A 25611-nucleotide genomic window follows, 5' to 3' on the forward strand; every position below is an offset into this window, starting at 1 on the left:
AACGTTCGCCGAGGTGGGAGGCCTGAAAAGGCCGAACGTTGAGGTCAGGTGCCTTGTTTCCGGCGTACGGCGTGGTGCCGCGGTGCCGATCAGTCGACGCGGTAGCCGAAACCTCGGACGGTGGTGACGAAGTCGGAGCCGAGCTTCTTGCGCAGGTAGCCGACGTAGACGTCGACGACGTTGGAGCCGGGGTCGAAGTCGAAACCCCACACATGGGAGAGGAGCTGTTCGCGGGAGAGGACGTTGCCGCGGTTCTTCAACAGGATCTCCGCGAGTGAGAGTTCGCGGGCGGAGAGGTCGACGACGCGCTCGCGCACCCAGACCTGCCGGCTGAGCAGGTCGATGCGCACGTCCCCGCGCACGAGCTCGGTCGTCGGCGCCTCCTGCACGGTCTCCTTGAGGCGCAGCCGGATCCGGGCGAGCAGCTCCCCGAAGCGGAAGGGTTTGATCATGTAGTCCACCGCCCCGGATTCGAGGGCGTAGATCGTGTCCTCGGCGTTGTCGCGGGCGGTGAGGACGAGGACGGGCAGCGTGGGGCGCTGGTCGCGCAGCTGCTCGAGGACGCTGAAGCCGTCGAGTCGGGGCAGGCCGATGTCGAGGACGAGGAGGTCGAAGTCCCCGGTGATCGCGAGGTCGCGTCCGGTGAGACCGTCGGCGGCGATCTCCGTGCTGAAGCCGGCGGCGCCGAGCCCCTTGGCGATGAAGGAGGAGATGCGCGCTTCGTCTTCGACGACGAGGATTCTCTTCACTGGCGTCCTTTCGGCAGGGTGAGACGGAATTGGGCTCCCACCTCGGTGGGGTCGAGGGTGACGGTCCCACCGTGGGCGCGGGCTATCGCCTCGACGATGGAGAGACCGAGCCCGAACCCGTCGCCGTCGGAGGTGCCGCGGTTGAAGCGGTCGAAGATCTCGTCGGCGATCTCGGCGGGCACGCCCTCACCGTCGTCGCGGACCCAGAGGTGGACGGCGGTGGCGTCCTCGGAGGCACCGAACGTGATCGTCTGGCCGGTCTCGGTGTGGTCGACGGCGTTCGCGGCGAGTTGGAGGAGCGCCTGGGTCAGGCGCTGGCGGTCGGCGGTGAGGACCGGGAGGTCGGTGATCTCGACCTGCCAGTTCCGGGGTCCGAGCCCGGTCGCCTTCGCGAGCACCCCGTGGAGGAGCGCGGAGACGTCGACGGATTCGGGGCGGACGAAGTCGGGACGGCGTGACCGGGCGAGGACGAGGAGCTCCTCGACGAGGCGCGTCATCCTGTCGGTCTCATCGAGCAGGAGCGCACGGGTCTCGTCGACATCGGCGACGTCCTCGGAGTTCATCGTCTCGAGGTGCCCGCTGAGGATCGTCAGCGGGGTGCGCAGTTCGTGGCCGACGTCGTCGAGGAAGCGGCGCTGGGTCTCGAAGGCGGATTCGAGCCGATCGAGCATCGCGTTGAAGGTGCGTCCGAGTTCGGCGATGTCGTCGCTGCCGCGCGTCTCGAGCCGGTTGCTCAGGTCGCCGCCGGAGATCGACTGTGCGGTCTGACGCAGCTGGGTCACCGGTGAGAGGAGGCGGCGGGCGAGCACGGAGGAGATCCCGGAGATGATGAGGGCGGCCAGCAGCGCGACGATGACGTAGATCTGCATGAACTGGATGAGGTCGGCGCGGCTGGCGGTGACGTTGTGGACGACGACGAAGGAGCCGTGTTCGCTCGTCGGCGGCGGCGTGGCACCTGCTGCGTCGTTCGCCGAGGCGACCGCTGAGACGGGGAGGACGTAGCCTTCGTAGTCATTGCCCTCGAGCTGCAGTTCGATCTCCCCACCGTCGGCCGCAACGCGTGCCACCGCGTCCTCGAGAGCCTGAGAGCCGCCGAGGAGGGTGTCCGGTTCGCCCTGGTAGAGGACGCGACCGTCGCTGAGGTAGGCGAAGAGCGATTCGTAGGAGTCCGGCTGGTTCTGGGCGAGGAACTGGCTGAGCATCTGGTCCACCGAGGTGAACGGCTGACCGGTCTCGGGGTCGACGCCGGTCTTCGCAAACGACCGCATCTCCGCGACTTCCTGATTCATCGACCCGGAGATCCGGTTCGAGACGTTGTTCGACTCGACGGAGTAGAGCACCACGCCGACGATCGTCAGGGCGAGGACGGAGAGGACGGAGACGGCGATCGTCAGTCGGTTCTCGACGGTGAGTCGGATGCGACGATCAGTCGTCGTCATCGTCACCGCCGTCATCGTCATCATCGTCGTCATCATCGTCGTCATCGTCGCCGGCGTCGTCATCGTCGTCGTCGCCGTCTGCGGGGACTTCGCGCGGCGGGTTGGGAGCGGGTTCGTACGAATGCTCGATCTGTCCGGAGCCGCTGCCGGTGCCGCTGCTGCCCGAACTGCCGCCCCCGCCGTCGGCGCCGCTGCGGTCGGCATTGTCGCCACCGGCTGCGGTGCTCCCACCGTTGTCGGCGCCTCCGCGGGATCCAGTGCCGTCATCGGCGGAGGTGTCCGGGTCGCCTTCGGCTGCTGCCGCACCACCGGGAGAAGCAGACTCCGCAGAGTTCGGCGAGACCTGGATCGGGGTGAGGTCGGGGGTCTCGGACTGGCCGGTGCTGCGCACGATGATGAACGCGAGACCGGCCAGGACGACGACGAGTCCGGTGACGACCGCGCTGAGCACACTCGATTGCTTCCCCACACCATCAACCCTGCCGAAGGCGCACGCGCTTTGTCGAGCGATCGGCAATGAGAGTCTTCTTAGTCAGCCCGAGTTCATCGTCTCAGGCGCGCAGGCCTTAGGCGCGCAGCTGACGGGCGTGCGATACTGAGAACGCCCCGAATCGAGCCTCACCGAGGAGTCCCCATCAGCGAAGAACGCCGTCCCGACGACGAACTCGCCCGACCGGATCCCGACCCCGCCGCAGGGTCCCAGGCAGCGGCGACTCCCGAATCCGAGACGCAGGAGTCGGAGGCACGGACTTCTGAGGCGCAGGCCCCGGACGCTGAGGACGCCCGCAAGGAGAACCCGTGGGCGGCGATCACACCGTGGCAGGGCAAGGCCAAGCCGCTCGACAAGATCCTCCTCTTCATCATCATCGGCGTGCCCGTCATCTACCTCGCTCTGCTGCCGCTGCGGCCGTGGATGCTCGTCAACGCACCCGTTCTCCAGGAGTTCATCAACGGCGCGAAGACTGCGATCGTCGCCGCCGGAGCCTATGCCGCCGTCGGGGAGATCCCGCTGTGGCTCGTCATCGTCGCCGGGTTCGTCGGGATGGTGAAGTTCAACTGGGCGTTCTGGCTCGCCGGTCGTCGGTGGGCCGACGGCGTGCTCCGTCTCTTCGCACAGAACGATCGCCAGCTGGCCCGCATCGAGCGCCTGCGCTCGATTCCCAGTTGGGCGCTCTTCCTCATGACGATGATCGCCCGCTGCCCCGGCGTGCCGGGCACCCTCGTCTACATCGTCGCCGGATGGACGAGGATGCGGCTGTCGCTGTTCCTCATCGCCGACTTCCTCGGGTGCCTGATCTTCACGCTCATCTGGACGATCCTCGGCTATCAGCTCGGCGAGGCGGCCGTCTCCGTGCTCTCCGTCATCGACAAGTACTCACTGTGGGTGACCTTGGCGCTCATCGCCGGCATCTTCGTCTTCGCCGTCATCAAGGAGAACCGCAAGGCGAAGTCGCAGGACTGAGCCGGCTCACGGCCCGAGGCTGAGGAACGTCTCCCGCATTCGCTGCGGGTCTGCGGTCGTGCCGCTGAACAGTGCGAAGGCGTCGACAGCCTGATTCACCGCCATGCCCGACCCGTCGAGAGTGCGGCAGCCGATCGCCCGGGCGTCCCTCAGGAGCTGAGTCTCCAACGGGAGGTAGACGACATCGGCGACCCACAGCTCCGGCCGCAGCAGTGCCGCGTCCACTGGACTGCCTGGGTGGGCTCGCATTCCCACCGGGGTGGCGTTGACCAGTCCGTCAGCGTCCGACAGAGCGGGCCCGATCTCACCGAGGGCGACGACCCGCACAGCGTCGCCGATGTCCGCGGCCAGAGCCCGCGCCCGCTCCTCGCTGACATCGGCGATGACGAGTTCGCCGACTCCCGCCGCTGCCAGCGCGAAGGCGACCGCCCTCCCGGCACCACCGGCCCCGATCTGCACGACGCACCTTCGGTCGGCTCCCGCCAGGCCCGCATCGAATCCGCGGGCGAAACCGGTCACATCGGTGTTGTGGCCGTGGGTGCGACGGTCGCGGTCGATGACGACGGTGTTGACCGACCCGATCCTCCGCGCCTCATCGGACACCTCATCGAGAAGACTGATCACCTCCTGTTTGAACGGGTGGGTGATGTTGAGCCCGTCGAATCCGAGGCGGATCGCCGCGGTGAGGAGATCCTCGAGAGACGCCGAGGCGACGGCGGGTTGGGCTGTGTCGATAGCACGGTAGATGGTCGGAATCCCCAGTCGAGCCCCTTCGAGTTCGTGCATGCGCGGTGTCCGCGACGCGGTGATGCCGTCGCCGATGAGGCCGAGCAGGAGGGAGCGGACTGGGGTTGCGGCAGGCAGGGACATGGTCACCTCGGGAGTCGGGCGGCGATGGCAGCCGCAGTGGTCGTGAGCTGTGGTGTGAACCCGACAAGGTCGTCGAGTGAGCGCCGAAAGACCGGGGCGGCCAACGCCAGTGCCGCGAGCAGCCGTCCGTCGAGATCGAGGACGGGGACGGCAACAGCGTTCATGCCGATGTCGTTCTCCTCCGATTGCCCGGCCCAACCGCGTGAGCGCACTTCGTCGAGCCGCTGGCGCAGTTCGCCGGGGTCGGTGATCGATCGCGAGGTCCGAGCACTGAGGTCGAGTCGCTCGAGGGACCCATCACGGTCGGAATCGTAGGCGAGCATGATCTGCCCCAGGGACGAGGTGTGCAGTGGCGAATGATCGCCGGGATCGGTCGTCGTGCGGAACTGGGGACCGTCGACGGTCACCACAGTCAGTGCCGCATCACCCCGTCGCACGGACAGAATGCTCGATTCGCCCGTCGAACCGGTGAGGTCGCGGAGAAGGTCCTTCGTGGCACCGTCGAGTCCACGACGGTGCGCGACCTTCTGACTGAGCCTGAAGACCTCCATACCGAGCGTGTAGAGCTTTGAGTGCGCATCGAACGACGCGTATCCGGATTCGACGAGGCCCCCGAGAAGTCGATAGGCGGTGCTGAACGGATAACCCGTGATCTCCGCGGCCCGCGCAGCACTGATCCCGTCGGAGTAATCGCCGAGTAGTTCGAGCATCTCGAACGTCTTCGTCACAGAGTTCGATCCTTTGGCCGGCATCGGCGTGCCCCTCCTCGTCTGCTGCGCTGACGACTGCGCCATTGACAGTCGGTGTCGCCTCGGTCACACTGTAATCCACAATGTAACAGCAACTGCCATATTGTGGCAATACAACAATGCGAGGAAGCATGGCACACGCGATCGACGAAGCTCGCCCGACAAAGACTCCATTGCGAGCGGCACTGTCCAGTTGGACTGGTTCAGCGCTCGAGTACTACGACTTCGCGGTCTACGGGACCGCGGCGGCCCTCGTCCTCAATGTCCTCTTCTTCCCCGAGTCGACCGAACCGGGAATCAGAATCCTCCTGGCCATGGCCACCGTCGGCGTCGCCTACGTCGTGCGCCCACTCGGCGCCCTCATCATGGGTCCGCTCGGCGACCGCTACGGACGCAAGTTCGTTCTCATGCTCACGCTGTTCATGATGGGAATCTCGACTTTCGTCGTCGGCTGTCTGCCGACCTATGACCAGGTCGGCATTCTCGCCCCCATCCTGCTCGTCCTCTGCCGCATCATTCAGGGACTGTCCGCGTCGGGCGAGCAGGCGAGCGCCATCTCCGTCTCCCTCGAACACGCGACAGAGGCCAAACGGTCGTGGACGACGGCATGGACACTGCATGGGACGCAGTTCGGCACTCTCCTCGCTACCGCGGTCTTCATTCCCTTCACCGCTCTCCTTCCCGACGACCAGCTCTTCAGCTGGGGATGGAGGGTGCCGTTCTGGTTGTCGGCTGTCGTCGTCCTCACTGCCTGGCTGATCCGCCGGGGCCTCGAGGAACCGCCTGCGTTCAAGGCGACACGGCCCAGCAGCCCTCCGCTGCGCGCGGTGTTCACGTGGCACAAAGCCGCAGTCCTGCGCGTCGCGGCGTGTGCGATGGTCAATACCGTGAATATGGTCTTCACTGTCTGGTCGCTGTCGTTCGCCACGTCGATCGTGGGACTTGAGCGCTCGACGATGCTCCTCGTGTCGGTGACGGCCAACGCGGTCGCGCTCCTGGCGATTCCCGTCGCGTCTGCCCTCGCCGATCGCGTCGGCCGCAAGCCTGTGTTCATCATCGGTGCGCTGTGCTCCGGGCTGATGATGTTCCCCTACCTCGGGGCCGTCTCAGCCGGCAACTGGACACTCATCTTCGTCACCGGCGCGCTCATGGCCGGAGGGTTCTACTCGATGGCCAACGGCATCTGGCCGTCGTTCTACGCGGAGATGTTCCCGACATCCGTCCGCGTCACCGGCCTCGCCCTCGGCACTCAGATCGGATTCGCTGTCTCGGGTGGCCTGGCACCGGCGCTGGCCTCGGCTGTCGCCGGCGCGTCGGGAGAGAACTGGGTGTCCGTCGCCGCAGTCACAGCCGGTGTGTGCCTTCTCGTCGCCCTGGTCGCGTTCACTGCCGGCGAGACCAAGAACCTCTCGCTGACCGACATCGATGAACTGCACGAAGCGCGGGCCGTGATCTCAGCAGAACCGCCGTTCCGGACGAAGGAGGAGAAGTGAGAACATCGATCGCCACCGTCTGTCTGTCCGGAACTCTCGAGGAGAAGCTCCGGGCTGCGAGTCGAGCAGGTTTCGACGGCGTGGAGATCTTCGAACAGGATCTCGTCGTCAGCCCCCTGTCACCGGAAGCGGTCCGGGAACTCGCCGGCGATCTCGGCATCTCCCTCGACCTCTACCAGCCCTTCCGAGACTTCGAAGGCGTCGACGAGGAGCAGTTCGCGGCCAATCTCGACCGGGCACACGCGAAGTTCACGCTCATGCGACGCTTGGGGATCGGCACCATGCTGCTGTGTTCGAACGTCGGCACAGCGACGATCTCAGACGACACCGTCGCAGCGGGGCATCTGCGCCGCCTCGGTGACCTCGCCGCGCAATTCGATATCGACGTCGCCTACGAAGCGCTTGCGTGGGGGCGATTCGTCTCCGAGTACGACCACGCCTGGCAGATCGTGGAGCGAACGGACCATCCCCACATCGGTACCTGCCTCGACAGCTTCCACATCCTCTCCCGTGGCACGGACCTCGATCTCATCTCGGAGATTCCCGGCGAGAAGATCTTCTTCCTGCAGCTTGCCGACGCCCCCGCACTCACCATGGACGTCCTCAGCTGGTCACGACATCACCGGGTGTTCCCCGGCGAAGGTGCCTGGAACCTCCCGGACTTCCTCGCTCGGGTGGTCGACAGCGGTTACCGCGGCCCGGTGTCGCTCGAGGTGTTCAATGATTCGTTCCGGCAATCCGATACCGACCGCACGGCCGTCGACGGTCTGCGCTCGCTGCGGTGGCTCGAAGCGACGACCGCGGACATCCGCGCCGCCACCTTCGCTCCAGCGCGTGGAGCCGAGACCGTCGAGGAGCAATACCGACCCAAGGATGCCGACTGCTCCCGGGACCGGAGACGGATCGAGCGGATTGACCTGCGCCAGCTGCCCGACGTCGCCGAGCCGCACGGAGTGGACTTCGCCGAGATCTCCACGACCGATCTCGGGGCGGTCGCCCGTCAGCTTCATCAGCTCGATTTCCGCTTCACCGGGTACCACCGAAGCAAACCGCACATCCAGCTGTGGCAGCGCGGGAGTGCGCGCATCATCGTCTCCGAGATCGACAGAAGCTCGACCGGTCAAGCGCCGACGTTCCTCCGCGGCATCGGCTTCTCCGTCAGTGATTCGGAAGCCGCCATGCACCGCGCCGCTCTCCTGCTCGCCGCCGAAGTGCCGAGGAAGCAGACGCACGATGACGCCGTCCTGCGCGGGGTTTACGCACCCGACGGGTCTGAGGTCTTCTTCCAGACCGACCGCGGACACACCCCTGGGTGGACTGCAGAGTTCGGCACCCTGCTCGACGACCGCCGATCCGCGATCGATCACATCAACCTCTCGCAGCCCGCACAGCACTTCGACGAGGCGGTCCTCTTCTATTCCTCACTCCTCGATCTCCGCGCCCAAACCGCTCAGGAGGTGCCGAGCCCCACCGGCCTGGTTCGCTCCCAGGTCATGTCGAGCGCTGACGGCTCAGTGCGCTTGCCGCTCAATGTGGCACCCCAGGCAACCACCGGATCGAAGCTCGGCGACCTCTCGCCGACCGTGACCGCCCAACACCCCGAACACATCGCGATCACCTGCGATGACATCTTCGATGCTGCCTCGACCGCGAGAGCACGCGGCCTGGACTTCCTCGTCATCCCTGACAACTACTATGACGACCTGGACGCACGCTTCGATCTGCCTGCGGACCTGCTCGCGCGTTTGCGCGACCATCACGTCCTCTACGATCGCGACGCACACGGCGAGTTTCTGCACTTCTACACGTCGACGACTGGCGCCGTGTTCTTCGAGATGGTGCAGCGAACAGGCGCGTACTCAGGGTTCGGTGCTCCGAATGCGCCTGTGCGCCTGGCGGCACAGCATCGTCTCAGTTCTCATTTCTGACCCTCACGCCTTCGCCTCGGCGAGCACCGCGTGCAGCTCGGTCACCGACACGATCCTCCGGTGCGCGACCTGCCAGATGAGCCGCCCGACCTCGCCGGTGCCGAGTCCGAGGTGCCCCGCCGCCTCGGCGATGAGCTCTCGCGCCACGTCGGGCTGCAGGGTCTCGCGGTTCGGAGATTCCGCGTCCACCGGGGAAGTGCCGCCATCGGGTGCCACAGAATCGCCGACGTCAGGAGGCACAGCGCCGCCACCGACACCGGAGGCCTCGAGATCGCCTACATCGGGCGCATCACCGTCAGCGACAACCTCGGTGAGGTGCCGGAGGACGGCGCGATCGGGTTGGAGATGATCGGACCCAGCCAGGGCGAGCAGGTGGAAGTACGTCACGGCCGAGCTCTGGCTCGGCAGGGTCCGCCACGCCCTGATGACGGCGTTGTCGGTCGGATCCGCGGCGACCGCGGAGAGCAGATCGGGGACCGTCTCGATGTCGAGGTCGGCCATGAGCCGGGTCGCCCGGTTGACGACCTCGGCCTTGAGCGGTGCCCCGGGGTGCGTATTCGCGGGTTTGAGATTGTGGGCAACGGTCTCCGCCCATGCGCGCGATCCGCCTGCGGCAGCGATCGAATAGCGCAGGGACTTCGCGCCGTCGACGCACCCGTGCCGGGCGACGTACCGGGCGATGATGTGCGCGACCGCCGTGGGATGGGACCCGGTCGCATAGATCGCGTCGATGAGACAGAGGGCGAGGCTGGCGGGATAGCCGATCGGCGGTCTCTCCCCCGGCACGGCATCGACCAGCCGTCGGCAGTGCTCGACCAGTCGGCGGACGCTGTCGGTCGTGATCTCCATTGGTCTGACCTTCCGTCAGGCACCGCGGGTGCGGTGCGTCGGTCCTGACCCCTGCGGTCAGGAAGGTGACGTCGACGGTAAGCGATGGCACTGACACGACATGATCCAGCATGATTCGAACGCCAGTGAGTGATGAATTCACTGGCGTATGATGCTTCTGCGCCTTCATGGCCTCGCGGACGGTCTCACCAGGGATGACAGTCGCCTTGGCAGTCGCCGCATCCGTCTGGCAGGGTTAGGGCATGAGCAGCGAAGAGATCATCATCGACGGCCCCCTCGCCCGCGCCGCGCGCATCCTCTGTCAGGTCTCGGCGACGGATGTGGCCGATCAGGCCGAGATCGAGAAGGCCGATCTCAAGGACTACGAGAAGTGCCGCGACGATCTCACCGCGGAACAGGAACGGCGACTCATCCTCGCCCTCGAGCACTACGGCGCGCGCTTCATCCCCGACGACAGCGACGGCGGCTACGGTGTGCGCCTGAAGTTCAACCGCCTCAAGGTCCGCGCCGTCGAGCGCTGGGAGAACGAAGGCGGAACCCCCGGCGCCGACGACGTCTGAGCCCGGAGACGAGCCCGGTCACCGCCGGCCCGACGGCAGACACAGACACAGACGGAGTGGGGCGCCCCTCGGAATCGAGGAGCGCCCCACTCTGCGCTGGTGACCTGGGCTGGTGACCTCAGTCAGCCGCGGCCGATGAACTCGAGGTTGTCGACGACGCGGTTGGAGAATCCCCACTCGTTGTCGTACCACGCGACGACCTTGACCTGGCGGCCGTTGTCGACGCGGGTGAGCTCGGCATCGAAGATCGACGACGCCGGCTGACCGACGATGTCGCTCGAGACGACGGGCTCGTCCTCGTAGTCGAGGATGCCGTTGAGCGGACCGTCGGCGGCGGCACGGTAGGCGGCGAGCACCTCGTCGCGCGTGACGTCCTTCGACACCGTCGCGTTGAGCTCGACGATCGAGCCGACGGGCACCGGCACGCGCATGGCGTCACCGCTGAGCTTCCCGTCGAGCTGCGGGAGGACGAGGCCGATCGCCTTCGCTGCGCCCGTCGAGGTCGGGATGATGTTCGCCGCAGCCGCCCGCGCCCGGCGCGGATCCTTGTGCGGGCCGTCCTGGAGCACCTGGTCACCGGTGTACGCGTGTACCGTCGTCATGAAGCCGTGCTCGATGCCGGCGAGGTCGTCGAGGACCTTCGCCAGCGGCGCCAGGGCGTTCGTCGTGCACGAGGCGTTCGAGATGATCGTGTGCTCGGGCGAGTAGGCCTCCGAGTTCACACCGTAGGCCAGGGTCACGTCGGCACCCTTCGACGGGGCGCTGACGAGGACCTTCTTCGCTCCGGCGTCGAGGTGCGCACGGGCCTTGTCCGCCTTCGTGAACCGACCGGTGGCTTCGAGGACGATGTCGATGTCGAGGTCGCCCCACGGCAGCTTGGTCGGGTCCTTCTCCGCGAAGACGCGGATCGAATGCCCGTTGACGACGATGCTGTCGCCGGAGACCTCGACGGTGCCGGGGAAGCGGCCAAGCGTGGTGTCGAACTTGAGCAGGCGGGCCAGCTCCTCGAGGTCACCGAGATCGTTGATCGCGACGACGTCGATCTCGCTGTTGCGCTCGCTGAGCGCGCGCAGCGTGGCGCGACCGATGCGACCGAATCCGTTGATGGCGATGCGAGTCAATGTCACTCCTTGGGAGGGTCTGATAACCGTTACACCACCATGATGGCGATTCCTCACGCGTCCCAACAGTGGCCAGAGCGACAGTCTACGAAAGGTTCTTGCCAGACTTATTGCCAGATACCGAAAGTATCCGGCCAGTGCGCGCGGCGCACCCAGGGCACCTCGTGCTTCACCCGGAGAACGTGTGCCGGTATTCGTTCGGGGAGATCGAGAGGATCCGCTGGAAGTGCATCCGGAGGTTGGCCCCGGTGCCCAGCCCCACCTGGTCGGCGATCTGCTCGATGCCGAGGTCGCTGTTCTCCAGCAGCTCACGGGCCAGGTCGACCCGCGCTCGGAGCACCCACTGCATCGGCGTGTACCCGGTGTCCTCGACGAATCGCCGGGAGAACGTGCGCACCGACACTCCGGCGTTCGCTGCGAGCTGGGCGAGCGTGAGCTCCTCTCCGATGTGCTGGAGCGCCCACTGCCGGGTGTCGGCGAAGACATCGCCGAGCGGTTCCGGAACGCTGCGCGGCACATACTGCGCCTGGCCGGCACTCCGGTACGCGGCCGCGACGAGCCGCCTGGCCACCTGGTTCGACAATCCGACTCCGTGATCACGTCGGATGAGGTGGAGGCACAGATCGATCGCCGAGGCGGCCCCCGCCGAGGTGAGCAGCTGCCCTTCGTCGATGAAGAGGACATTCTCGTCGACGTCGATCGTCGGGTACCGGCGGGCGAGCGCCTGGGCCGTCGACCAGTGCGTCGTCGCCCGCCGCCCGGAGAGCAGCCCGGTGCGAGCGAGGACGAAGGTGCCCGTCGACAGTGCGGCGATGCGGGCCCCGCGTTCGAACGCCGACAGGAGGGCACCGACGACGGCCGCGGGCGGTTCCCCGTCGACCACCGAGGCGGCGCCCGGGATGAGGATCGTGTCCGCCTCGGTGAGCGCGTCGAGCCCCCGATCGATCGCGTAGGCCAGACCATCGGCGCCGGTGACAGTGCCGTCGTCGACCCCGCACACGGTCACCGAGTACGGCCACTCCCCTGCCATGGTCGCCGCGTGACCGGTCGCCGTGGACGGAGTGTTCGACTCGGCACCGAAGACCTGCACGGGCACGCCGAGGTCCATCGCGGAGACCCCCTCGAGGGCGAGGATCGCGATCCGGTGGGGCGCGGCCGCACTGGGGCGGCGCTGAGGAGAAGAGAGGGCGTCGGCAGTCATCGTGTCCCCCAGTCTAGGCACGCGGGAGGCTTCGTATAGTCTCGCGCGGGAGCCGCCCGACTCCGCTCGGGATCCCTCCGGCCCCTGTCGGGTCGCGCCCGACTTCGCTCGGGTCCGGACGGCACTGCGCCGTGAGGGCTGTCAGTACGCGTAACCGCCGGGAATGATGCCCGGCACGGCGGCGACGCCGACGCCTCCGGCAGCGGCATTGCCGTTGCCGGCGAGCAGGCCCGCTGCCGTTCCCGCCGCGCCGTTGCCGGCAGGCGCACCCGAGGTCGCCGGGCCTGCCGGCCCGCCGGTTCCGGGCTTCGGAGTCCCCTCAGCAGTCCCAGGCGCAGCCGGGCGTGGGACCTCGGCGGCGTGGACCTCCGCGGCCGGTACCGCCGCACCACCCGGCACATCGGGATCGGCGCCCGGCACCGAGGTCGCCGGTGCGCCGGCGGGAGCACTGCCGGGAGCAGTCGGAGGCGTTGCGGGACCCGCCTCGGCGGCTGGTGCACCGACTGTGGCCCCACCGACCGCCGCACCGAACCCGTCGGTCAGCGGGCGGGTGTGGACGGGTTGGCCGGTCGCCGCGGTCGGCGTCGGCGGGACGACGTCGAGGGGCACCGCCTCGGTGATCGCCTCGAACATCGCCAAGGTTCCGTGCTGGGCGGCGAGGCTGACCGGTTCGGGGTCGTGGGCGAGCTTGACGCCCACGGTCTGCGTGGCCCGGTCGATGTAGAGCATCTGACCGTGGATGCCGATGCCGATGACGACGTCGCGGCTGGCCGAGGGAACCCAGAACTGGCTGCGATACATCCCGCCGGGGTAGGACTGGGCGGACGCGGAGTCCGCGAAGACCTGCGTCGAGTCAGGGCCGCCTGAGAAGATGTCGTCGATCCAGGCCTGCGAGACCACGCGCGTGCCGTCGACGGTGACCCCGCCGCGGGCGATCATCTCGCCGAAGCGTGCGAGGTCGCGCAGGGTCGTGCTGATCGCGCCGTCGGCGATCGACCCGCCCCAGCGGTCCTGGCAGACCTGGGCGGCGTGGGCCGCTCCGACGCGCGACCACACGAATTCGCTGGCCACGACGGCGAAGGGGCGGCCGACGACGTTCTCGCAGATCCAGGCGAGCACGTCGGTCTCACAGCTGCGGTAGACGAAGGACGAGCCGTGTTCGCGCTCCTTCGTCAGCCCGGTGAGGAAGGCCTTGATGCCGTTCGCCGAGGAGGGCGTCCGCGGCGCGAAATCGACGGCCTCGAACAGTGCGCGGATCTCCGAGCCCTTCGTCAGGTACTCCTCGGAGAACTTCACGCCCGAGCGCATGTCGAGGAGGTCGCGGACCGTGGCACCGGCGTAGCCGCTCTCGGACAGGGCGGGGATGTGGGTGGTGACGAGGTCGTCGACGCTGAGCAGGCCCGCGTCAGCGAGCGCGCCGACGACGATCGAGACGATCGACTTGGAGACGGAGAAGAGCATGTGGCGCCTTGCCGGCTTCATCGGCCACGCGTACTCCTCGGCGATGGCGACGCCGCCGCGGGTGACGAGCCAGGCGTCCGTGTACGTGCCCTCGAGGACGTCGCCGACGGTCGACCAGCCCTCATCGTCGGCTGCCGCCCACTTCTTCGCGTCGATGCTCAGCGACCGGAAGTCGTGCTCCTGGGTGACGTATTCGCGCACCGGCCCGATGCCGCGAGGGATCCCGGCGCTGGGAAAGATCTCCTCCATCCGGGTGAGCGCGAACGCGAAGTACTCCGGCCACTTCCAGGAGTCGAGGTCGATGCTCTCGAGGATCGCCTCGGAGGGATCGACGATCGCGTCCTCGCTCGCCGAGGTGAGCTCCCCGACGTGCGGCAGCGCCGGCCGATTCGGGCCCGCATCGTCATTGTCCGCGCCGGTGTCGTCCGGTGACTGGCCGCCTCCGGAGTCGGAATTGCCGGCGCCGGAGCCGCCGGTGCCAGAGCCGGAGCTGCTGTCCCCGTCGGCGCCGGAGCCGCCGCCCGATGATGCGGCACCGGTGCCGGTGGTACCACCGCCTGCATCACCGCCGCCGGGCGCCGCCGGACCCTCGCCGAGGCGGTCATCGCCTGTGCGCCGGGACTCTTGGGAATCGTTCGGGGAGTCGGTTCCGTCGGCGCTGTCGGCAGCGCTGTCCCTGTCCGTGTCGATCCCCTTGGTGTTGCCGGACAGAGCCCCGATGCGACGGGTTGCGGGATTATGAGTCAGGCTGTGGAGCACCTTCTTCATATCCGCCATCTCTGCCTCCGTCAGTCGTCTTGTGCACGGTTGAGCCTACCTGTCGCACATGGACGACAACAGTCTTTCCGGTGTCCAGGTGCGCTCATCCGCGCCCCGCCTCGGCGCCTGTACCCCTGTCACCAGGCGGGACTCAGTCTGTGGTTACTCTGCAGTTATTCAACTTACAACCATCGGCCATCCGGTGTTCAAGTCATGGTCGTTCAGGTCATGGTCGTCGGGGTCACGGTCGTCCAGGTCACGGCCGTCCAAGTCACGGTCGTTCAGGCCACGGTCGTTCAGGTCACGGTCGTCCGCATTCGCGTCCCGACCGGCATGGCCGACCACACCGGCGAGTCGAACCGCACCGGGAGCGCAGCCCGCGAGTCGGACCGCACCGGCAGCGCGGGCGCTGAGGCTCCGCACCGGGCGCACGCATCCGCTAGTCTCATGGGCAGAAGGAAGTCGACGATGACGTGAGGAGCTCACCGCACATGCCGCTCAGAGAACTCAGCGCCGACAGTTCAGCCGACACCCTCACCATCGCCTGGGAGCTGCCCGCGTCACCGGAGACGGTGTGGGCGCACCTGCAGAACATCGAGACGATGAGCGAATGGCTCGGCCGTCCCCTGACCTTCGACAGCCGCGTCGGCGGCGAGATCATCATCGACCACGACGACAGCTATCTCTGCCGCTCCGAGGTCCTCGCCGTCGACGGTCACAGCGCCGAGCTGACGTGGTCGTTTCCCGACGAGCCGACGAGCCGCGTCGCGGTCTCCGTGACGGCCGAACTGCCTCCGACCGACCGCGGCCCCGCTCCGCGGGATGCCGAGGCGAGCACCGCCGAGGTAGGCGCCGCCGAGGCAAACACTTCCGCCGCGGACGCGCCATCGGTGCTCGTGCTGCGCCATGCCGGACTCGGCGATCTCATCGACTCCTACCGCACCGGATGGATCGCCCATCTCTCCTTCTTCGAGGCGTCCCTGGCCGGCACTCCCCTGCCGTCGTCGCAGTTCTGGCCGCTGTGCGCGACCGTCGATCGCCTCCTCGAGCGCGGGGACGGCTGAGCGCCACCGGTTCGACCGCCTCGGCGGGATTCCTACCGGTCGACGACGGCCCACATCGTCGTCGACCGGTCACCGCTGACCAGGGCGAACCGTGAACCCGACGTCAAGGTCGCGAATTCGGGCGCCGGGTGCTCGGACATCGTCCTGCCCGTCGCGGCATCATAGAAGCTCGTCGTCTGCGCATCCGTGACGACGACGAGTCCGAGCTCGGGAAGCACGCCCTGACCGCCCCACGTGGGGCCGGAGTCGACAGTCTCCGCAGTCGCGGACACGGGGGCACGGGGCGCCGCGGCACCCGCTGTCCACGCCGTCTCTCCGGTCGCCGCGTCGAGGGCCAAGACGCTCGTGTCGAGTCCAGGCACGACGACGAGCGCCCGCTCACCGGCGTCGACGGGCACCGACTGCGGTGCGCCGGGCAGTCCGACGACGTCGAGCGCGGTCTCCGGCGCATCGGCGAACCACCCCTGCGGTCCGCCCTCCGAACCCTGGTACTTGATCGCCGAGGCGAAGAGCTCGGTCTCCACGCACGTCGGCTGGCCGGCGGCGGTGAACCGGAGATCGGCCGCGCAGACGGGATCGGTCGTGTCGGTCTTCGCCGCCGCCGCGGCGCCCTCGCCGACCTGGAGCACGGTGCCGTCGGTGGGTTCGAGCCCCTCGGACACCGTGAGATCAGCGGCGCGCGTGATCATCGAGCTGAAGGGATCGTCGGGGTCCTCGGCGCCGTAGACGTAGATGAGCGCCTCCGGGTCGGAGGTCGGGTAGACGTCGTAGGAGTCCGCGCCGGAGTCGTCGAACTTCCGCAATTGGTCGAGGGACACCGTGGCGTTGGCTCCGGTGCTCAGGTCGATCCGCGAGAGCACCGAGTCCTCCCCGTCGGCGCTGGCCGATGCCTGCCCGTCGGCGAACGAGAGGTACCCGACGGTGCGATCGGGTGAGATGTTGACCTCGATGCCTCCGAACATCCGGGCCTTGGGTCCCGTCGACAGCGCCGGCCACGCCTCCTTTCCCGTGGTCGGGTCGAGTGCGATGACCGCGACGCTGCCGTCCTCGCTCGTCGGTGTGCACCCGGGTTCGTCAGCGACGCCGAGGTAGGTGAGGAGCAGGAGGTCACCCTCGCCGAGGTGGGGGCTGACTCCCGTGGTCTGGGAGCCGAACGACTCGGGACGGTGGCAGGACCGGGCATCTCCGGGGATCGCATACGACCACTGCTCACTGCCGTCGGCCCATGCGTAGGCAGTCGTCGTCCCCGTGTAGTCGTGGACGATGACGGAGTCGCCGGCCGAGTACGCCTCGGCGCCCCCGCGTTCGTCGTCGATGACGGCGTCCATGCTCCACAGCTCGGTGCCCTGCGCATCGATGGCCCTCAGCTTCTGCGCGGTCCAGTCGGTGACGAGTGCCCGACCGACTCCATCGTCGACGACGAGCGCGGCCGGGTAGTCGAGCTCGATCGGCTCGGCGAGTTCAGGTGTGGTCGTCGGCGTCGGCGCGGGATCGGCACTCGGTCGGCCCGGGGTGCAGCCGGCGAGCAGCAGCGCCACGGCGACGAGGGCGAGGACGGGGCGGCGCGTCGGTGAGGTCATGGACAGATCATAGGTCACCTGTAGTCTCGCCATTCGTGTCACCCCTCGCCGCTACGATGGGCCCATGAGCACCGAGGCACCGACATCGCGCAGCGTGGGCATCCTCCTCTTCGACGGCTTCGAACTCCTCGACGTCTTCGGTCCCGTCGAACTGTTCAGCGTGCTGCCCGAGGACTACCGGATCACGTACATCGCCCCCGAGGTCGGGCCGGTCCGCAGCAGTCAGGGCGCCGAGGTGGTCGCCACTCAGTCGCTGTCCGCGGCGCCCTCACCCGACATCGTCCTCGTTCCAGGCGGGAACGGCACCCGGCGGCTCGTCACCGATCCCGAGTTCCTCGCCCGCCTGTCCAAGTGGGCTCGCGCCTCACCGCTGGTCACCTCGGTGTGCACCGGGTCCGCTGTGCTCGCCGCCGCCGGTCTCCTCGACGGGTATCGGGCGACGTCGAACAAGGTGGCCTTCGCGTGGGCGTCATCGCAGGGCGAGGACGTCACCTGGGTGCCGCACGCCCGCTGGGTCGAGGACCGTGACCGCTGGACGTCGTCGGGGGTGGCGGCGGGCATGGACATGACGGCTGCCCTCATCGCGCAGCTCTCCGGCGCCGAGGCGGCTGCCGAGGCCGCCCGGTACGTCGAGCTCGAGGTCCACTCCGACCCGGACTGGGATCCCTTCGCCGAGCACTACGGTCTTGGGCGGTAGGAGACACCGCCCGTCGAGGCGGCGCAGGGCGCTAGACGAGCCCTGAGTCCTCGGCGACGCGGATCGCCCGCGCCCGGGAGTCGACGCCGAGCTTGGCGAAGACGTTGACGAGGTGGCTCTTCACGGTCGCCTCGGTGACGAAGAGCTCCTGTGCGATCTGCGCGTTCGACGCCCCCGTCGCCAGAAGCTTGACGACTTCGAGTTCGCGCCGGGTCAGCTGGGGTCCCGGATTGCGCATCTGTGCGATCGCCTTCGCACTGATCTCCGGCGGCAGGTACGTCTGCCCCTGGGCCGCCTGCTCGATCGCGACGGTGATCTGCGCCGGTTCGATGTCCTTGAGGAGGTACCCGGCGGCACCGGCGCGCAGCGCGGCGACGATCTCCGCGTCATGGTCGAAGGTCGTGAGGATGAGCACGGCCGGCGGGTGCGGCAGGGCCCGCAGCTGCGTCGTCACGGCGATTCCGTCGACGCCGTCTCCCAACCGCAGATCGCAGACGACGACGTCCGGGGCGCTGCTCGCGGCGAGGGCGAGCGCCTCGGCGCCGTTCCCGGCCTCCCCGACGACCTCGATGTGCTCGGGGGCGTCGATGACCGCGCGCAGGCCGGCACGCACGACCGGATGGTCGTCGACGAGGATCACGCGGATCGTCATCGGCTCACCCCTCTCAGCGGCACGGTCGCCGAGATCGCGAACCCGGCACCGGGACTCGTCTCGATGACGAGGTCCCCACCGAGTTCGCGCATCCGCGCGGCGATGAAGTCGAGCCCGAACCCCGACTCCGAGCCTCGGGTGCGCGAATCACCGGCGTCGACCCCGACCCCGTTGTCGACGATGTCCATGCGGATCGTGCCCTCGGAGTCGATGAGGCTGACATTGACCCGCGACGCCTGCGCGTGCTGACGGACGTTGGCGAGAGCAGACTGGGCGGTGCGCAGCAGCGCCACCTCCACCTCGGCGGGCAGCGCGGTGATCGTCTCGTCGACTGCGAGCCCGGTCGTCATCGCGGTCTCCTCCTCGAGCCGGGTGAGCAGGCGGCGCAGCGCCGCCGGCAGGGCCCCGTCCTCGAGTTCGGCCGGAGTGAGCTCGGCGATGATCCGCCGGATGTCCCGCGATCCCTCCGCCGCAAGATCCTCGACCTGTCGCAGCACCTGCCGCGCGTGCGGATCGGTCGTCCGCTCCGCCTCGGCGTGGGCGATGAGCCGGATCGAGGAGATCTCCTGCGCCACGGTGTCATGGACGTCGCGCGAGATCCGGGTGCGCTCCCGCAGCTCACCGGCGTGACGCTGGGTGAGGGCGAGTTCGTCCTGGAGGTCGACGAGGCTGCGGTGGGCGGCCTCGAGTGAGCGGATGAGCTCCTCCCGGCGCCGTCCCTCCCGCAGCAGTTCGATGTACCCGCGGGACAAGCCGAGGGCGAACACCGCCCCGATGAGGGAGCCGATGACGCTCGCGGTGCCCACCGTACCGTGGTGGAGCAGGGGCGCGGCGATCGTCGCGAGGTAGGTCAGCGCGGTGAAGACCACGGCGAGGCGCAGTGAGAAGAGGTGCCCGGCGAGCAGCCAGAGGAGGAAGGCGACCCAGATGAACTCGGCGGAGACGATGAGCGCGACGAGCCAGATCGCGGCGAGGACGAGCAGCCACCACCGCGCGAGCACGACCGCCTCGCTGCGCGCCGCCCGCACCGCCCCGAGGACGTACCACGCGAGGAAGACGAGGCTGACGGCGATGACCGCGGCCACCGGAGCACCGACGACGGCCGCGCGGACGGCCGAGATCACAGTGAGGACGAGGGCGATCGCGTGCTGACCGATCTCCATCGTCCGCACGGTCCATCCGTGTGAGCTCACACCGCCCCCTTCCCTCTCCCCGTCAGGATAGCCGTCACCGGGCATCGACGACCTCGACCCGGGGCTCCTCGACCGCGACCGAACCCCCACGTGACCGCGCGGGGGCCGCGGACTCCGCGACCGCCTCGGCGCGGGCGATCTTGCGATTCGGCCACCAGATCCGGCTGCCGGCCAGCCCGAAGATCGCGGGCACGATGATCGTGCGCACAACCACGGTGTCGACGAGGACCCCGACGCCGACGATGAGCCCGAGCTGCCCGAGCACCATGAGCGGCAGCATGCCGAGAGCCGCGAACACCCCGGCCAGGACGATGCCCGCACTCGTGATGACCCCGCCGGTGTGGGCGACGGCGGCGATGATGCCCCGGCGCGCACCGTGGACCTCGGATTCCTTCTTCGCCCGGTGGGAGAGGAAGATCGAGTAGTCGATGCCGAGGGCGACGAGGAAGAGGAACGCGAGGATCGGCACCTGTGCGTCGATCGCCGCCTGCCCGAAGATCACCCGGCTCAGGGCCGCGCCGAGACCGATCGCCGCGGCAGTCGAAGCGATGTTGACGACGAGGAGGGTGAGGGCGACGAGCGGCGCCCGGAGCACCCCGAGGAGGATGACGACGCTGATGAGAAGGATGAGCGGGACGACCGTGCGGAAGTCCTGGGCGTTGCCGTCCCGGGCGTCGAGTTCCGTGGCGGCGGCACCGCCCACCTCGGCGTCGGCTCCGGCGATCGCGTGGACGTCGGCGCGGATCGTCTCGACGAGGTCGAGACCGGCGGGGCTGTCGGGGGCGTATTCGCCGGTGACCATGATCTTCGCCGTCGGCTCGCCGTCGATCGTCGTCTCCGCGACGGGCACGGCGCGCACGACTCCGTCGATCCCGCTGACGGAGTCGACGACGTCGGCGGCGCGGTCGGCGTCGGCGACGACCCAGATCGGCTGGGACTCCCCGGGCGGGAAGTGCTCCCCCAGCACCGAGAGGCCCTGTGCCGACTCCGACTGGACCCGGAACTTCTCCTCCTGGTCGAGACCCACCGTTGTGCCGAGCAGTCCGGTCGCCATGATCGCGAGCACGGCGATGCCGGCGCCGAGGTGGCGGCCGGGCCGGCGCACGACCCACGTGGCGATCCGACGCCAGAGCGACGGTCGCGCCGAGGCGGTCGTTCGGGCGGTGGCGGTCGCCTCGATGGGGGTGGAGGCGGCGGCCGCCTCGGTGGGGGTGGCACCGGTGGCGCTGCCGTCGACCGTGGGCACGAACGGCCAGAACACCCGTGTGCCGCAGATCGCGAGCACCGGGGGCAGGGCGATGAGCACGGCGGCTGCGGCGATGAGGAGACCGGCGGCTGCGGTGATGCCGAGCCCGCGGGTGCCGGGGATGACGGCGAAGACGAGGCTGAGCAGGGAGAGGACGACGGTGAGGTTCGAGGCGAGGATCGTGCCGACGGTGTGCCGCCAAGCCGCGGCGAGCGCGACCCGGTGGTCGGCGACGAGGGCGAGCTCCTCGCGGTACCGGGAGATGAGGAGGAGCGCGTAGTTGGCGCCGGCACCGAAGACGAGGACGCTGATGATGCCGGCATCGAACTGGAGGTCGAAGGCATCGCCGAGCGCCGCGGTCACCGTCGAGGCGAGCCCGTCGGCGGTGCCGATGACGACGAGCGGAAGCAGCCAGAGGATCGGTGAGCGGTAGGTGATGATGAGGAGGAGGGCGACGATGACGACCGTGACGATGAGCAGCGTGAAGTCGGCCCCGTTGAACGCCGAGGCGATGTCGGCCCCGATCGCCGGGCCGCCGGTGACGAGGAGGGAGACACCGGAGGCTTCGAGCTGCTGGGCCCCGGCGTCGCCGGCGATCGTCGCCCGCAGTGCGTCGACGGTGTCGGCGGTCTCCGAGTTCGTCAGGCCCACGGTGATGGGCACCATGAGCAGTGTCGCCTCCCCGTCGTCGCTCGTCACCGGACCGCTGACCTCGGCGTCCGGCTGACTGAGGCGACCGCCCAAGTCCGTCAGGTCCGACTCGTCGGCGGTGCTCAGGGCCTGCCCGTCGGTGCGGGAGGCGACGACCATGACGGTCTGCTCATCGGCGTCGGGGAACTTCGCGAGGGTGTCGGCGACCTGACTCGACTCCGAATCCGGTGGGGCCGACTCCATGGGGCGGTCCTCCCCGGACCCGGAGAGGAGTCCGAAGAGGAGGGTGACGAGGACGAGGACGGCGCCGAGGACGATCCACGCGCCGCGTTTCGACACGAGGGCGGTGCCGATGGCTGCAAGGGAATTCTTCATGCCTCCAGCACATCAATTTCCCTGGCCGGGCACATCGGAAGAGAGTTGAGACTTCGTCTGCAACTTTCGATGGGGAGAGGAGCGTGGGCCGGCGGTTCAGTCGAGGGTCGCGCCGGCGGCCTTCATCTCCGCGAGCGCGGCCGCACTCGACTCGGTGCCGACACCGGCGATGAGGTCATCGAGCACGCGGACGCGCAGTCCCGCGGCGAGTCCGTCGAGGACCGTGGCGCGCACGCAGTGATCGGTGGCGATGCCGACGACGTCGACCTCGGCGACATCGAGGCTGGTGAGAAGCTCGCCGAGGCTGTCCCCGGTCTCCGTCGTCCCCTCGAATGCGGAATAGGCGGGCACACCCTGGCCCTTGCGGACGGCGTGGGTGACCGCGCTCGTGTCGAGGAGAGGATCGAACTCGGCACCGGTGGTGCCGGCCACGCAGTGGACGGGCCAGGAGTCGACGAAATCGGGAGCAGCGGCGAAGTGGCCGCCGTTGTCGCCGTCGCCGTCATGCCAGTCCCGGGAGGCGACGATCGCGTCGTAGTCCCCGGCATGCGCGCCCAGGTAGTCGGAGATTCCGGACGCGACGGCGTCCCCGCCGGTCACCGCGAGCGCTCCGCCCTCGGTGAAGTCGTTCTGCACGTCGACGATGAGAAGTGCCTTCGCCATGCTTCGAGCATAGGCGCTCTGCGTGAGAATGCCAGGGGTCGGCTCGGATCGAGGTCTCTCGCGCGGTTCGACGGACTCGTGTCCGGGCCGGGCGCGGGCTGGAGTCTCAAGTGAGGCCCGCGGCGGCGAACGCACGGGCGTAGATGTCGCGGATGACCGCCTGCTTGCGGGCGTTGTAGTCCATCATCGTCTCCCCCGCTGCGTTCGCCTCGGCGGCGGCACCGCGCTTGGCCTCGGCATAGCGCTGCCGGTCGGCGGCATCGCGGGTGAGGTGATCCCGGAAGATCCGGTGCCGGGCGAACTCCGGGCAGTGCGGACCGAAGACATGGAGGTTCGAGTGCGGCAAACGCAGTGTGCCGTCGGCGTCCTCGTGGCGGAAGACTCGGTGCTCGTACCAGGCCGGCTCGCGGACGGTCAAGTCGTAGCCGACGGCGGCGAGCGCCGGGCGGTAGGCGTCCTCGTCGCTCGGGTCGGCGACGAGGACGTCGATGTCGATGACCGGCTTCGCCGCGAGCCCCGGCACCGAGGTCGACCCGACGTGCTGGAGCGCGAGCCCCGTGTCCCCCAGGGCGCCTCTGATCATCGCGGCCAGACGCGCGAAGTCATCAGCCCAGGCCTCGTCGTGGTCGACGATGGCGATGTCGGCCCGCCGGCCCGGCTTCATCCACAGCTGCGGGTCCTCGATGTCGTCGAAGGTGACGACCGCAGCGGGTGAGACGAAGGTCGGATCGGAGTCGGGGCGCTCCGCGGTCACTTCTGCTTCAGCGCCTCTTTGGCCTCACGGTAGCCGCGCTTCTCACCCTTGCGACCGGCCTTGTCGGCGGCCCTCTCGATCGCCTTGTGCGGGTCGTCGGCACCGACGATGAGCATGAGGCCGCCGAGGGCGGCGAGGTTCTTCGCGAACTGCATCTTCTGCGCGGTCGCCTGGGGTTCGTCCTCCTCCCAGAAAGCGTGCCCGGCGATCGTCGTCGGGATGAGGGAGCCGGCGAGGGCGAGCGCGGACAGGCGCGGTTTGATGCCGAGCAGCAGGGTCGTGCCGGCGGCGAGTTGGATGCCGCCGTTGATGCGCACGAGGAGTTCGTTGTCCTCAGGCAGGGCGGGAACGTACTCGCGGATCTTATCGAGCGTCGGTGCGGCCATCTCGACGCGGCCTCCCGGATTCGTCAGCGCGGAGTATCCGCCGATGATGAAGATCGGTGCGGTAGCCATGCGTCCCACGGTGCGCAGCAGCGATGATCCAAGTGCCATGGGCTTCTTCCTCTCGTCAGCGGTTTTCGGATTCCGAGCCTATAGGAACCCCGGCCCCCGCTCAACGCTTACCGCATCTGGGAGCCTCGAGGGTCGGCCGCCTCGGCGACCTGGGACTTCACGGGATCATTCCGGCGAGGCGGCTTGATGCCGGGGAACCGCGACTCACGGAACTGCCCGGTGGCAAGCAGGACGATGATGACGACGGCGATGAAAATCCACCCGGCGACCCCGAGGGTCGTGACGAGCGCCGGGTCGGGGGTCGGTGAGCTCGCGTCGATGACGAGACCCAGCAGCATTCCCGCCGAGGCGTTGAGGGCGGCGTGGGCGGTGACCGCGGGCCATACGGATCCTGTGCGCAGCCTCAGCCAACCGAGCAGGATGCCGACCATGACGCACCCGCCGACCATGAGTGCCAGGCCGAGGAGGTCGGGCCGGGCGAAGTTGTAGCCGAGCAGGATGAGCGGGGCGTGCCACAGCCCCCACACGACGCCGATGATGATCAGCGCCGGCCAGGTGCCGAGCGGGCGGAGGCTCGTGATGAGCCAGCCGCGCCAGCCCACCTCCTCTCCGAAGGCGAAGAGCACGTTCGCGCCGGTGTTGACGACGATGAGGAGGAGGTAGACGGCCACGGAGGCGACGATCGGCAGCGTGCTGATCCCCGGAATCGCCTGCTGCGCCAGCCGGTAGCCCGAGAGCCCGAGCAGGTCGATGTCCATCCAGCCGAATGCCGCGGCGACGAGGTAGCCGGCCATGACGATCGCGTAGATGCCGATCACGGCGAGACCGCTCATGCCGAGGACTCGACCGACCGGGTAGAGCGGCCAGAGACCGAGATAGCGCGGGATGCTCGCCAGGCGGCCGGCTCCGACCGCGGAGGTGTCGGGGTCCGTGGCTTCGGAATCCGTGCCGGCGGGCGCCGCGGGGTGAGAGCCGGTTGGTGCCTCGGGGCGGGCGCCGGTGGGTGCCTCGGGGTGGGGTTCAGTGTGGAGATTGGGTTCGGTCTTGGGGCGAACCCGGGTCTTGGGGTGACGCCTGCGCTGGACGATCAGTGCGGCGATGGTGGCGAGCAACGGCGTGAACATCATCGCCATCCCACACAGCTGCACAAGGACTGGATCGCTCAGCCCCTTGCCGGAGAGCCACAGCGGCAGGCAGGCCACCCAGGCCAGACTGCCCGCGACGAGGACGAAGACTCCGACGGCCGGCCACGGGACGCGTGCGGGCACGATGTCGAGCGGACGCCTCCGGTCGTCGAACCGGCGCTCAGCGTCGTGCGTGCGCCCGTTCTCGTCCGTGGGAGCGTCGTCGTCCGTGCGCCAGTTCTCGCCAGGCCTCGTGGCCGATGACTCGTGATGCTCGATCGCTCGACCCATGATCTCCTCCGCTCCGGTGCTCTCAGTGCCGGTTCTCACCGCTCCGGCGCTCCGGTGTTCTCCGTGCAGTGCCGGCCTTCCGTGCTCGTCCCTCCAATGTACGACCGCCCGGACGGCTGAGCCTCCCGCACGCGGATGATCTCTCCCTCCGTCCCGCGACCGACCCGGCTCCCCGTCCCGCGACCGACCCATCTTCCGGCCCAGCGACGACAGGTCTCCCCACCC

Annotated in this window: 24 protein-coding genes; 7 read left to right on the forward strand and 17 right to left on the reverse strand. The window is 68.6% G+C overall.

Annotated elements, in window-relative coordinates:
• Nucleotides 1-89: 89 nt before the first annotated feature.
• The 3 genes from FFS20_RS10555 to FFS20_RS18115 are packed head-to-tail and all read right to left on the reverse strand — an operon-like array spanning nt 90 to nt 2657.
• Nucleotides 90-749, reverse strand: a complete 660-nt coding sequence (locus FFS20_RS10555; RefSeq protein WP_137825808.1) for a response regulator transcription factor — start codon at nt 747-749, stop codon at nt 90-92.
• On the reverse strand, nt 746-2251 hold the full coding sequence (locus FFS20_RS10560; protein WP_249356790.1) for a sensor histidine kinase: 1506 nt from the start codon (nt 2249-2251) through the stop codon (nt 746-748). Before FFS20_RS10560 ends, FFS20_RS10555 begins: the two co-directional genes overlap by 4 nt.
• On the reverse strand, nt 2175-2657 hold the full coding sequence (locus FFS20_RS18115; protein ID WP_181365615.1) for a hypothetical protein: 483 nt from the start codon (nt 2655-2657) through the stop codon (nt 2175-2177). The genes FFS20_RS10560 and FFS20_RS18115 overlap by 77 nt, the downstream gene beginning before the upstream one ends.
• Before the next feature lie 402 nt (nt 2658-3059).
• Between FFS20_RS18115 and FFS20_RS10570 the strand changes: the two genes are divergently transcribed.
• Nucleotides 3060-3650 carry a VTT domain-containing protein gene (locus tag FFS20_RS10570; RefSeq protein ID WP_232623710.1) on the forward strand — a complete coding sequence of 197 codons (591 nt, stop codon included), beginning with the start codon at nt 3060-3062 and terminating at the stop codon, nt 3648-3650.
• A gap of 6 nt (nt 3651-3656) precedes the next feature.
• Here FFS20_RS10570 and FFS20_RS10575 read toward each other — a convergent pair whose 3' ends face one another.
• Nucleotides 3657-4520 (reverse strand): shikimate dehydrogenase, encoded by an 864-nt coding sequence (locus FFS20_RS10575; protein WP_137825810.1) that lies wholly within the window; start codon nt 4518-4520, stop codon nt 3657-3659.
• A gap of 2 nt (nt 4521-4522) precedes the next feature.
• Entirely contained in the window at nt 4523-5248 is a 726-nt protein-coding gene (locus tag FFS20_RS10580) for an IclR family transcriptional regulator (protein ID WP_249356791.1), read from the reverse strand.
• A gap of 152 nt (nt 5249-5400) precedes the next feature.
• Here FFS20_RS10580 and FFS20_RS10585 point away from each other — a divergent pair, with 152 nt between their 5' ends.
• Together FFS20_RS10585 and FFS20_RS10590 are read left to right on the forward strand one after the other, a co-directional pair.
• Entirely contained in the window at nt 5401-6762 is a 1362-nt protein-coding gene (locus FFS20_RS10585) for an MFS transporter (protein WP_137825812.1), read from the forward strand.
• The gene (locus FFS20_RS10590; protein WP_137825813.1) at nt 6759-8690 is read left to right on the forward strand and encodes a sugar phosphate isomerase/epimerase and 4-hydroxyphenylpyruvate domain-containing protein; all 1932 of its coding nucleotides are present in this window, start codon (nt 6759-6761) and stop codon (nt 8688-8690) included. The genes FFS20_RS10585 and FFS20_RS10590 overlap by 4 nt, the downstream gene beginning before the upstream one ends.
• A 3-nt stretch (nt 8691-8693) precedes the next feature.
• Here the strand turns inward: FFS20_RS10590 and FFS20_RS10595 are convergent, their stop codons facing one another.
• Entirely contained in the window at nt 8694-9539 is an 846-nt protein-coding gene (locus FFS20_RS10595) for a hypothetical protein (protein WP_137825814.1), read from the reverse strand.
• 242 nt (nt 9540-9781) lie between these two features.
• On the opposite strand from FFS20_RS10595, the gene FFS20_RS10600 reads away from it, so the two are divergent.
• On the forward strand, nt 9782-10099 hold the full coding sequence (locus FFS20_RS10600; protein ID WP_137825815.1) for an XRE family transcriptional regulator: 318 nt from the start codon (nt 9782-9784) through the stop codon (nt 10097-10099).
• Between the two features lie 122 nt (nt 10100-10221).
• Here the strand turns inward: FFS20_RS10600 and gap are convergent, their stop codons facing one another.
• From gap to FFS20_RS10615, 3 genes are all read right to left on the reverse strand, one after another.
• Nucleotides 10222-11220 carry a type I glyceraldehyde-3-phosphate dehydrogenase gene (gap, locus tag FFS20_RS10605; protein ID WP_137825816.1) on the reverse strand — a complete coding sequence of 333 codons (999 nt, stop codon included), beginning with the start codon at nt 11218-11220 and terminating at the stop codon, nt 10222-10224.
• Nucleotides 11221-11389: 169 nt separating this feature from the next.
• Nucleotides 11390-12421 carry a DJ-1/PfpI family protein gene (locus tag FFS20_RS10610; RefSeq protein ID WP_137825817.1) on the reverse strand — a complete coding sequence of 344 codons (1032 nt, stop codon included), beginning with the start codon at nt 12419-12421 and terminating at the stop codon, nt 11390-11392.
• Nucleotides 12422-12562: 141 nt separating this feature from the next.
• Nucleotides 12563-14659, reverse strand: a complete 2097-nt coding sequence (locus tag FFS20_RS10615) for a serine hydrolase (protein WP_137825818.1) — start codon at nt 14657-14659, stop codon at nt 12563-12565.
• 195 nt (nt 14660-14854) lie between these two features.
• On the opposite strand from FFS20_RS10615, the gene FFS20_RS10620 reads away from it, so the two are divergent.
• Both FFS20_RS10620 and FFS20_RS10625 read left to right on the forward strand, forming a co-directional pair.
• Nucleotides 14855-15118, forward strand: a complete 264-nt coding sequence (locus FFS20_RS10620; protein ID WP_137825819.1) for a hypothetical protein — start codon at nt 14855-14857, stop codon at nt 15116-15118.
• A 14-nt stretch (nt 15119-15132) separates the two neighbouring features.
• Nucleotides 15133-15705 (forward strand): SRPBCC domain-containing protein, encoded by a 573-nt coding sequence (locus FFS20_RS10625; RefSeq protein WP_137825820.1) that lies wholly within the window; start codon nt 15133-15135, stop codon nt 15703-15705.
• Nucleotides 15706-15737: 32 nt separating this feature from the next.
• Here FFS20_RS10625 and FFS20_RS10630 read toward each other — a convergent pair whose 3' ends face one another.
• Nucleotides 15738-17285, reverse strand: a complete 1548-nt coding sequence (locus tag FFS20_RS10630; RefSeq protein ID WP_137825821.1) for a PQQ-binding-like beta-propeller repeat protein — start codon at nt 17283-17285, stop codon at nt 15738-15740.
• A 64-nt stretch (nt 17286-17349) separates the two neighbouring features.
• Here FFS20_RS10630 and FFS20_RS10635 point away from each other — a divergent pair, with 64 nt between their 5' ends.
• Nucleotides 17350-17982, forward strand: a complete 633-nt coding sequence (locus FFS20_RS10635) for a DJ-1/PfpI family protein (RefSeq protein WP_137825822.1) — start codon at nt 17350-17352, stop codon at nt 17980-17982.
• A 31-nt stretch (nt 17983-18013) separates the two neighbouring features.
• Here FFS20_RS10635 and FFS20_RS10640 read toward each other — a convergent pair whose 3' ends face one another.
• The 7 genes from FFS20_RS10640 to FFS20_RS10670 form a co-directional block, all read right to left on the reverse strand.
• Nucleotides 18014-18634: a response regulator transcription factor gene (locus FFS20_RS10640; protein WP_137825823.1), complete on the reverse strand. Its 621-nt coding sequence runs from the start codon at nt 18632-18634 to the stop codon at nt 18014-18016.
• Nucleotides 18631-19827, reverse strand: a complete 1197-nt coding sequence (locus FFS20_RS10645; protein WP_249356792.1) for a sensor histidine kinase — start codon at nt 19825-19827, stop codon at nt 18631-18633. The genes FFS20_RS10640 and FFS20_RS10645 overlap by 4 nt, the downstream gene beginning before the upstream one ends.
• 34 nt (nt 19828-19861) lie before the next feature.
• Complete coding sequence (locus FFS20_RS10650) at nt 19862-22099, reverse strand: MMPL family transporter (protein ID WP_137825824.1); 2238 nt, start codon at nt 22097-22099, stop codon at nt 19862-19864.
• Nucleotides 22100-22195: 96 nt separating this feature from the next.
• Nucleotides 22196-22762, reverse strand: a complete 567-nt coding sequence (locus FFS20_RS10655) for an isochorismatase family protein (RefSeq protein WP_137825825.1) — start codon at nt 22760-22762, stop codon at nt 22196-22198.
• A gap of 106 nt (nt 22763-22868) precedes the next feature.
• Nucleotides 22869-23516, reverse strand: coding sequence for a GrpB family protein (locus FFS20_RS10660; RefSeq protein ID WP_249356793.1), 648 nt, complete (start codon nt 23514-23516; stop codon nt 22869-22871).
• A complete protein-coding gene (locus FFS20_RS10665; protein WP_137825826.1) occupies nt 23513-24010 on the reverse strand; it encodes a DoxX family protein in 498 nt (165 codons plus the stop codon). Before FFS20_RS10665 ends, FFS20_RS10660 begins: the two co-directional genes overlap by 4 nt.
• Before the next feature lie 68 nt (nt 24011-24078).
• Nucleotides 24079-25386, reverse strand: a complete 1308-nt coding sequence (locus FFS20_RS10670) for a CPBP family intramembrane glutamic endopeptidase (RefSeq protein WP_249356794.1) — start codon at nt 25384-25386, stop codon at nt 24079-24081.
• Between the last annotated feature and the right edge of the window lie 225 nt (nt 25387-25611).

The organism is Brevibacterium sp. 2SA (genome assembly GCF_005502845.1).
Lineage (GTDB): Bacteria > Actinomycetota > Actinomycetes > Actinomycetales > Brevibacteriaceae > Brevibacterium.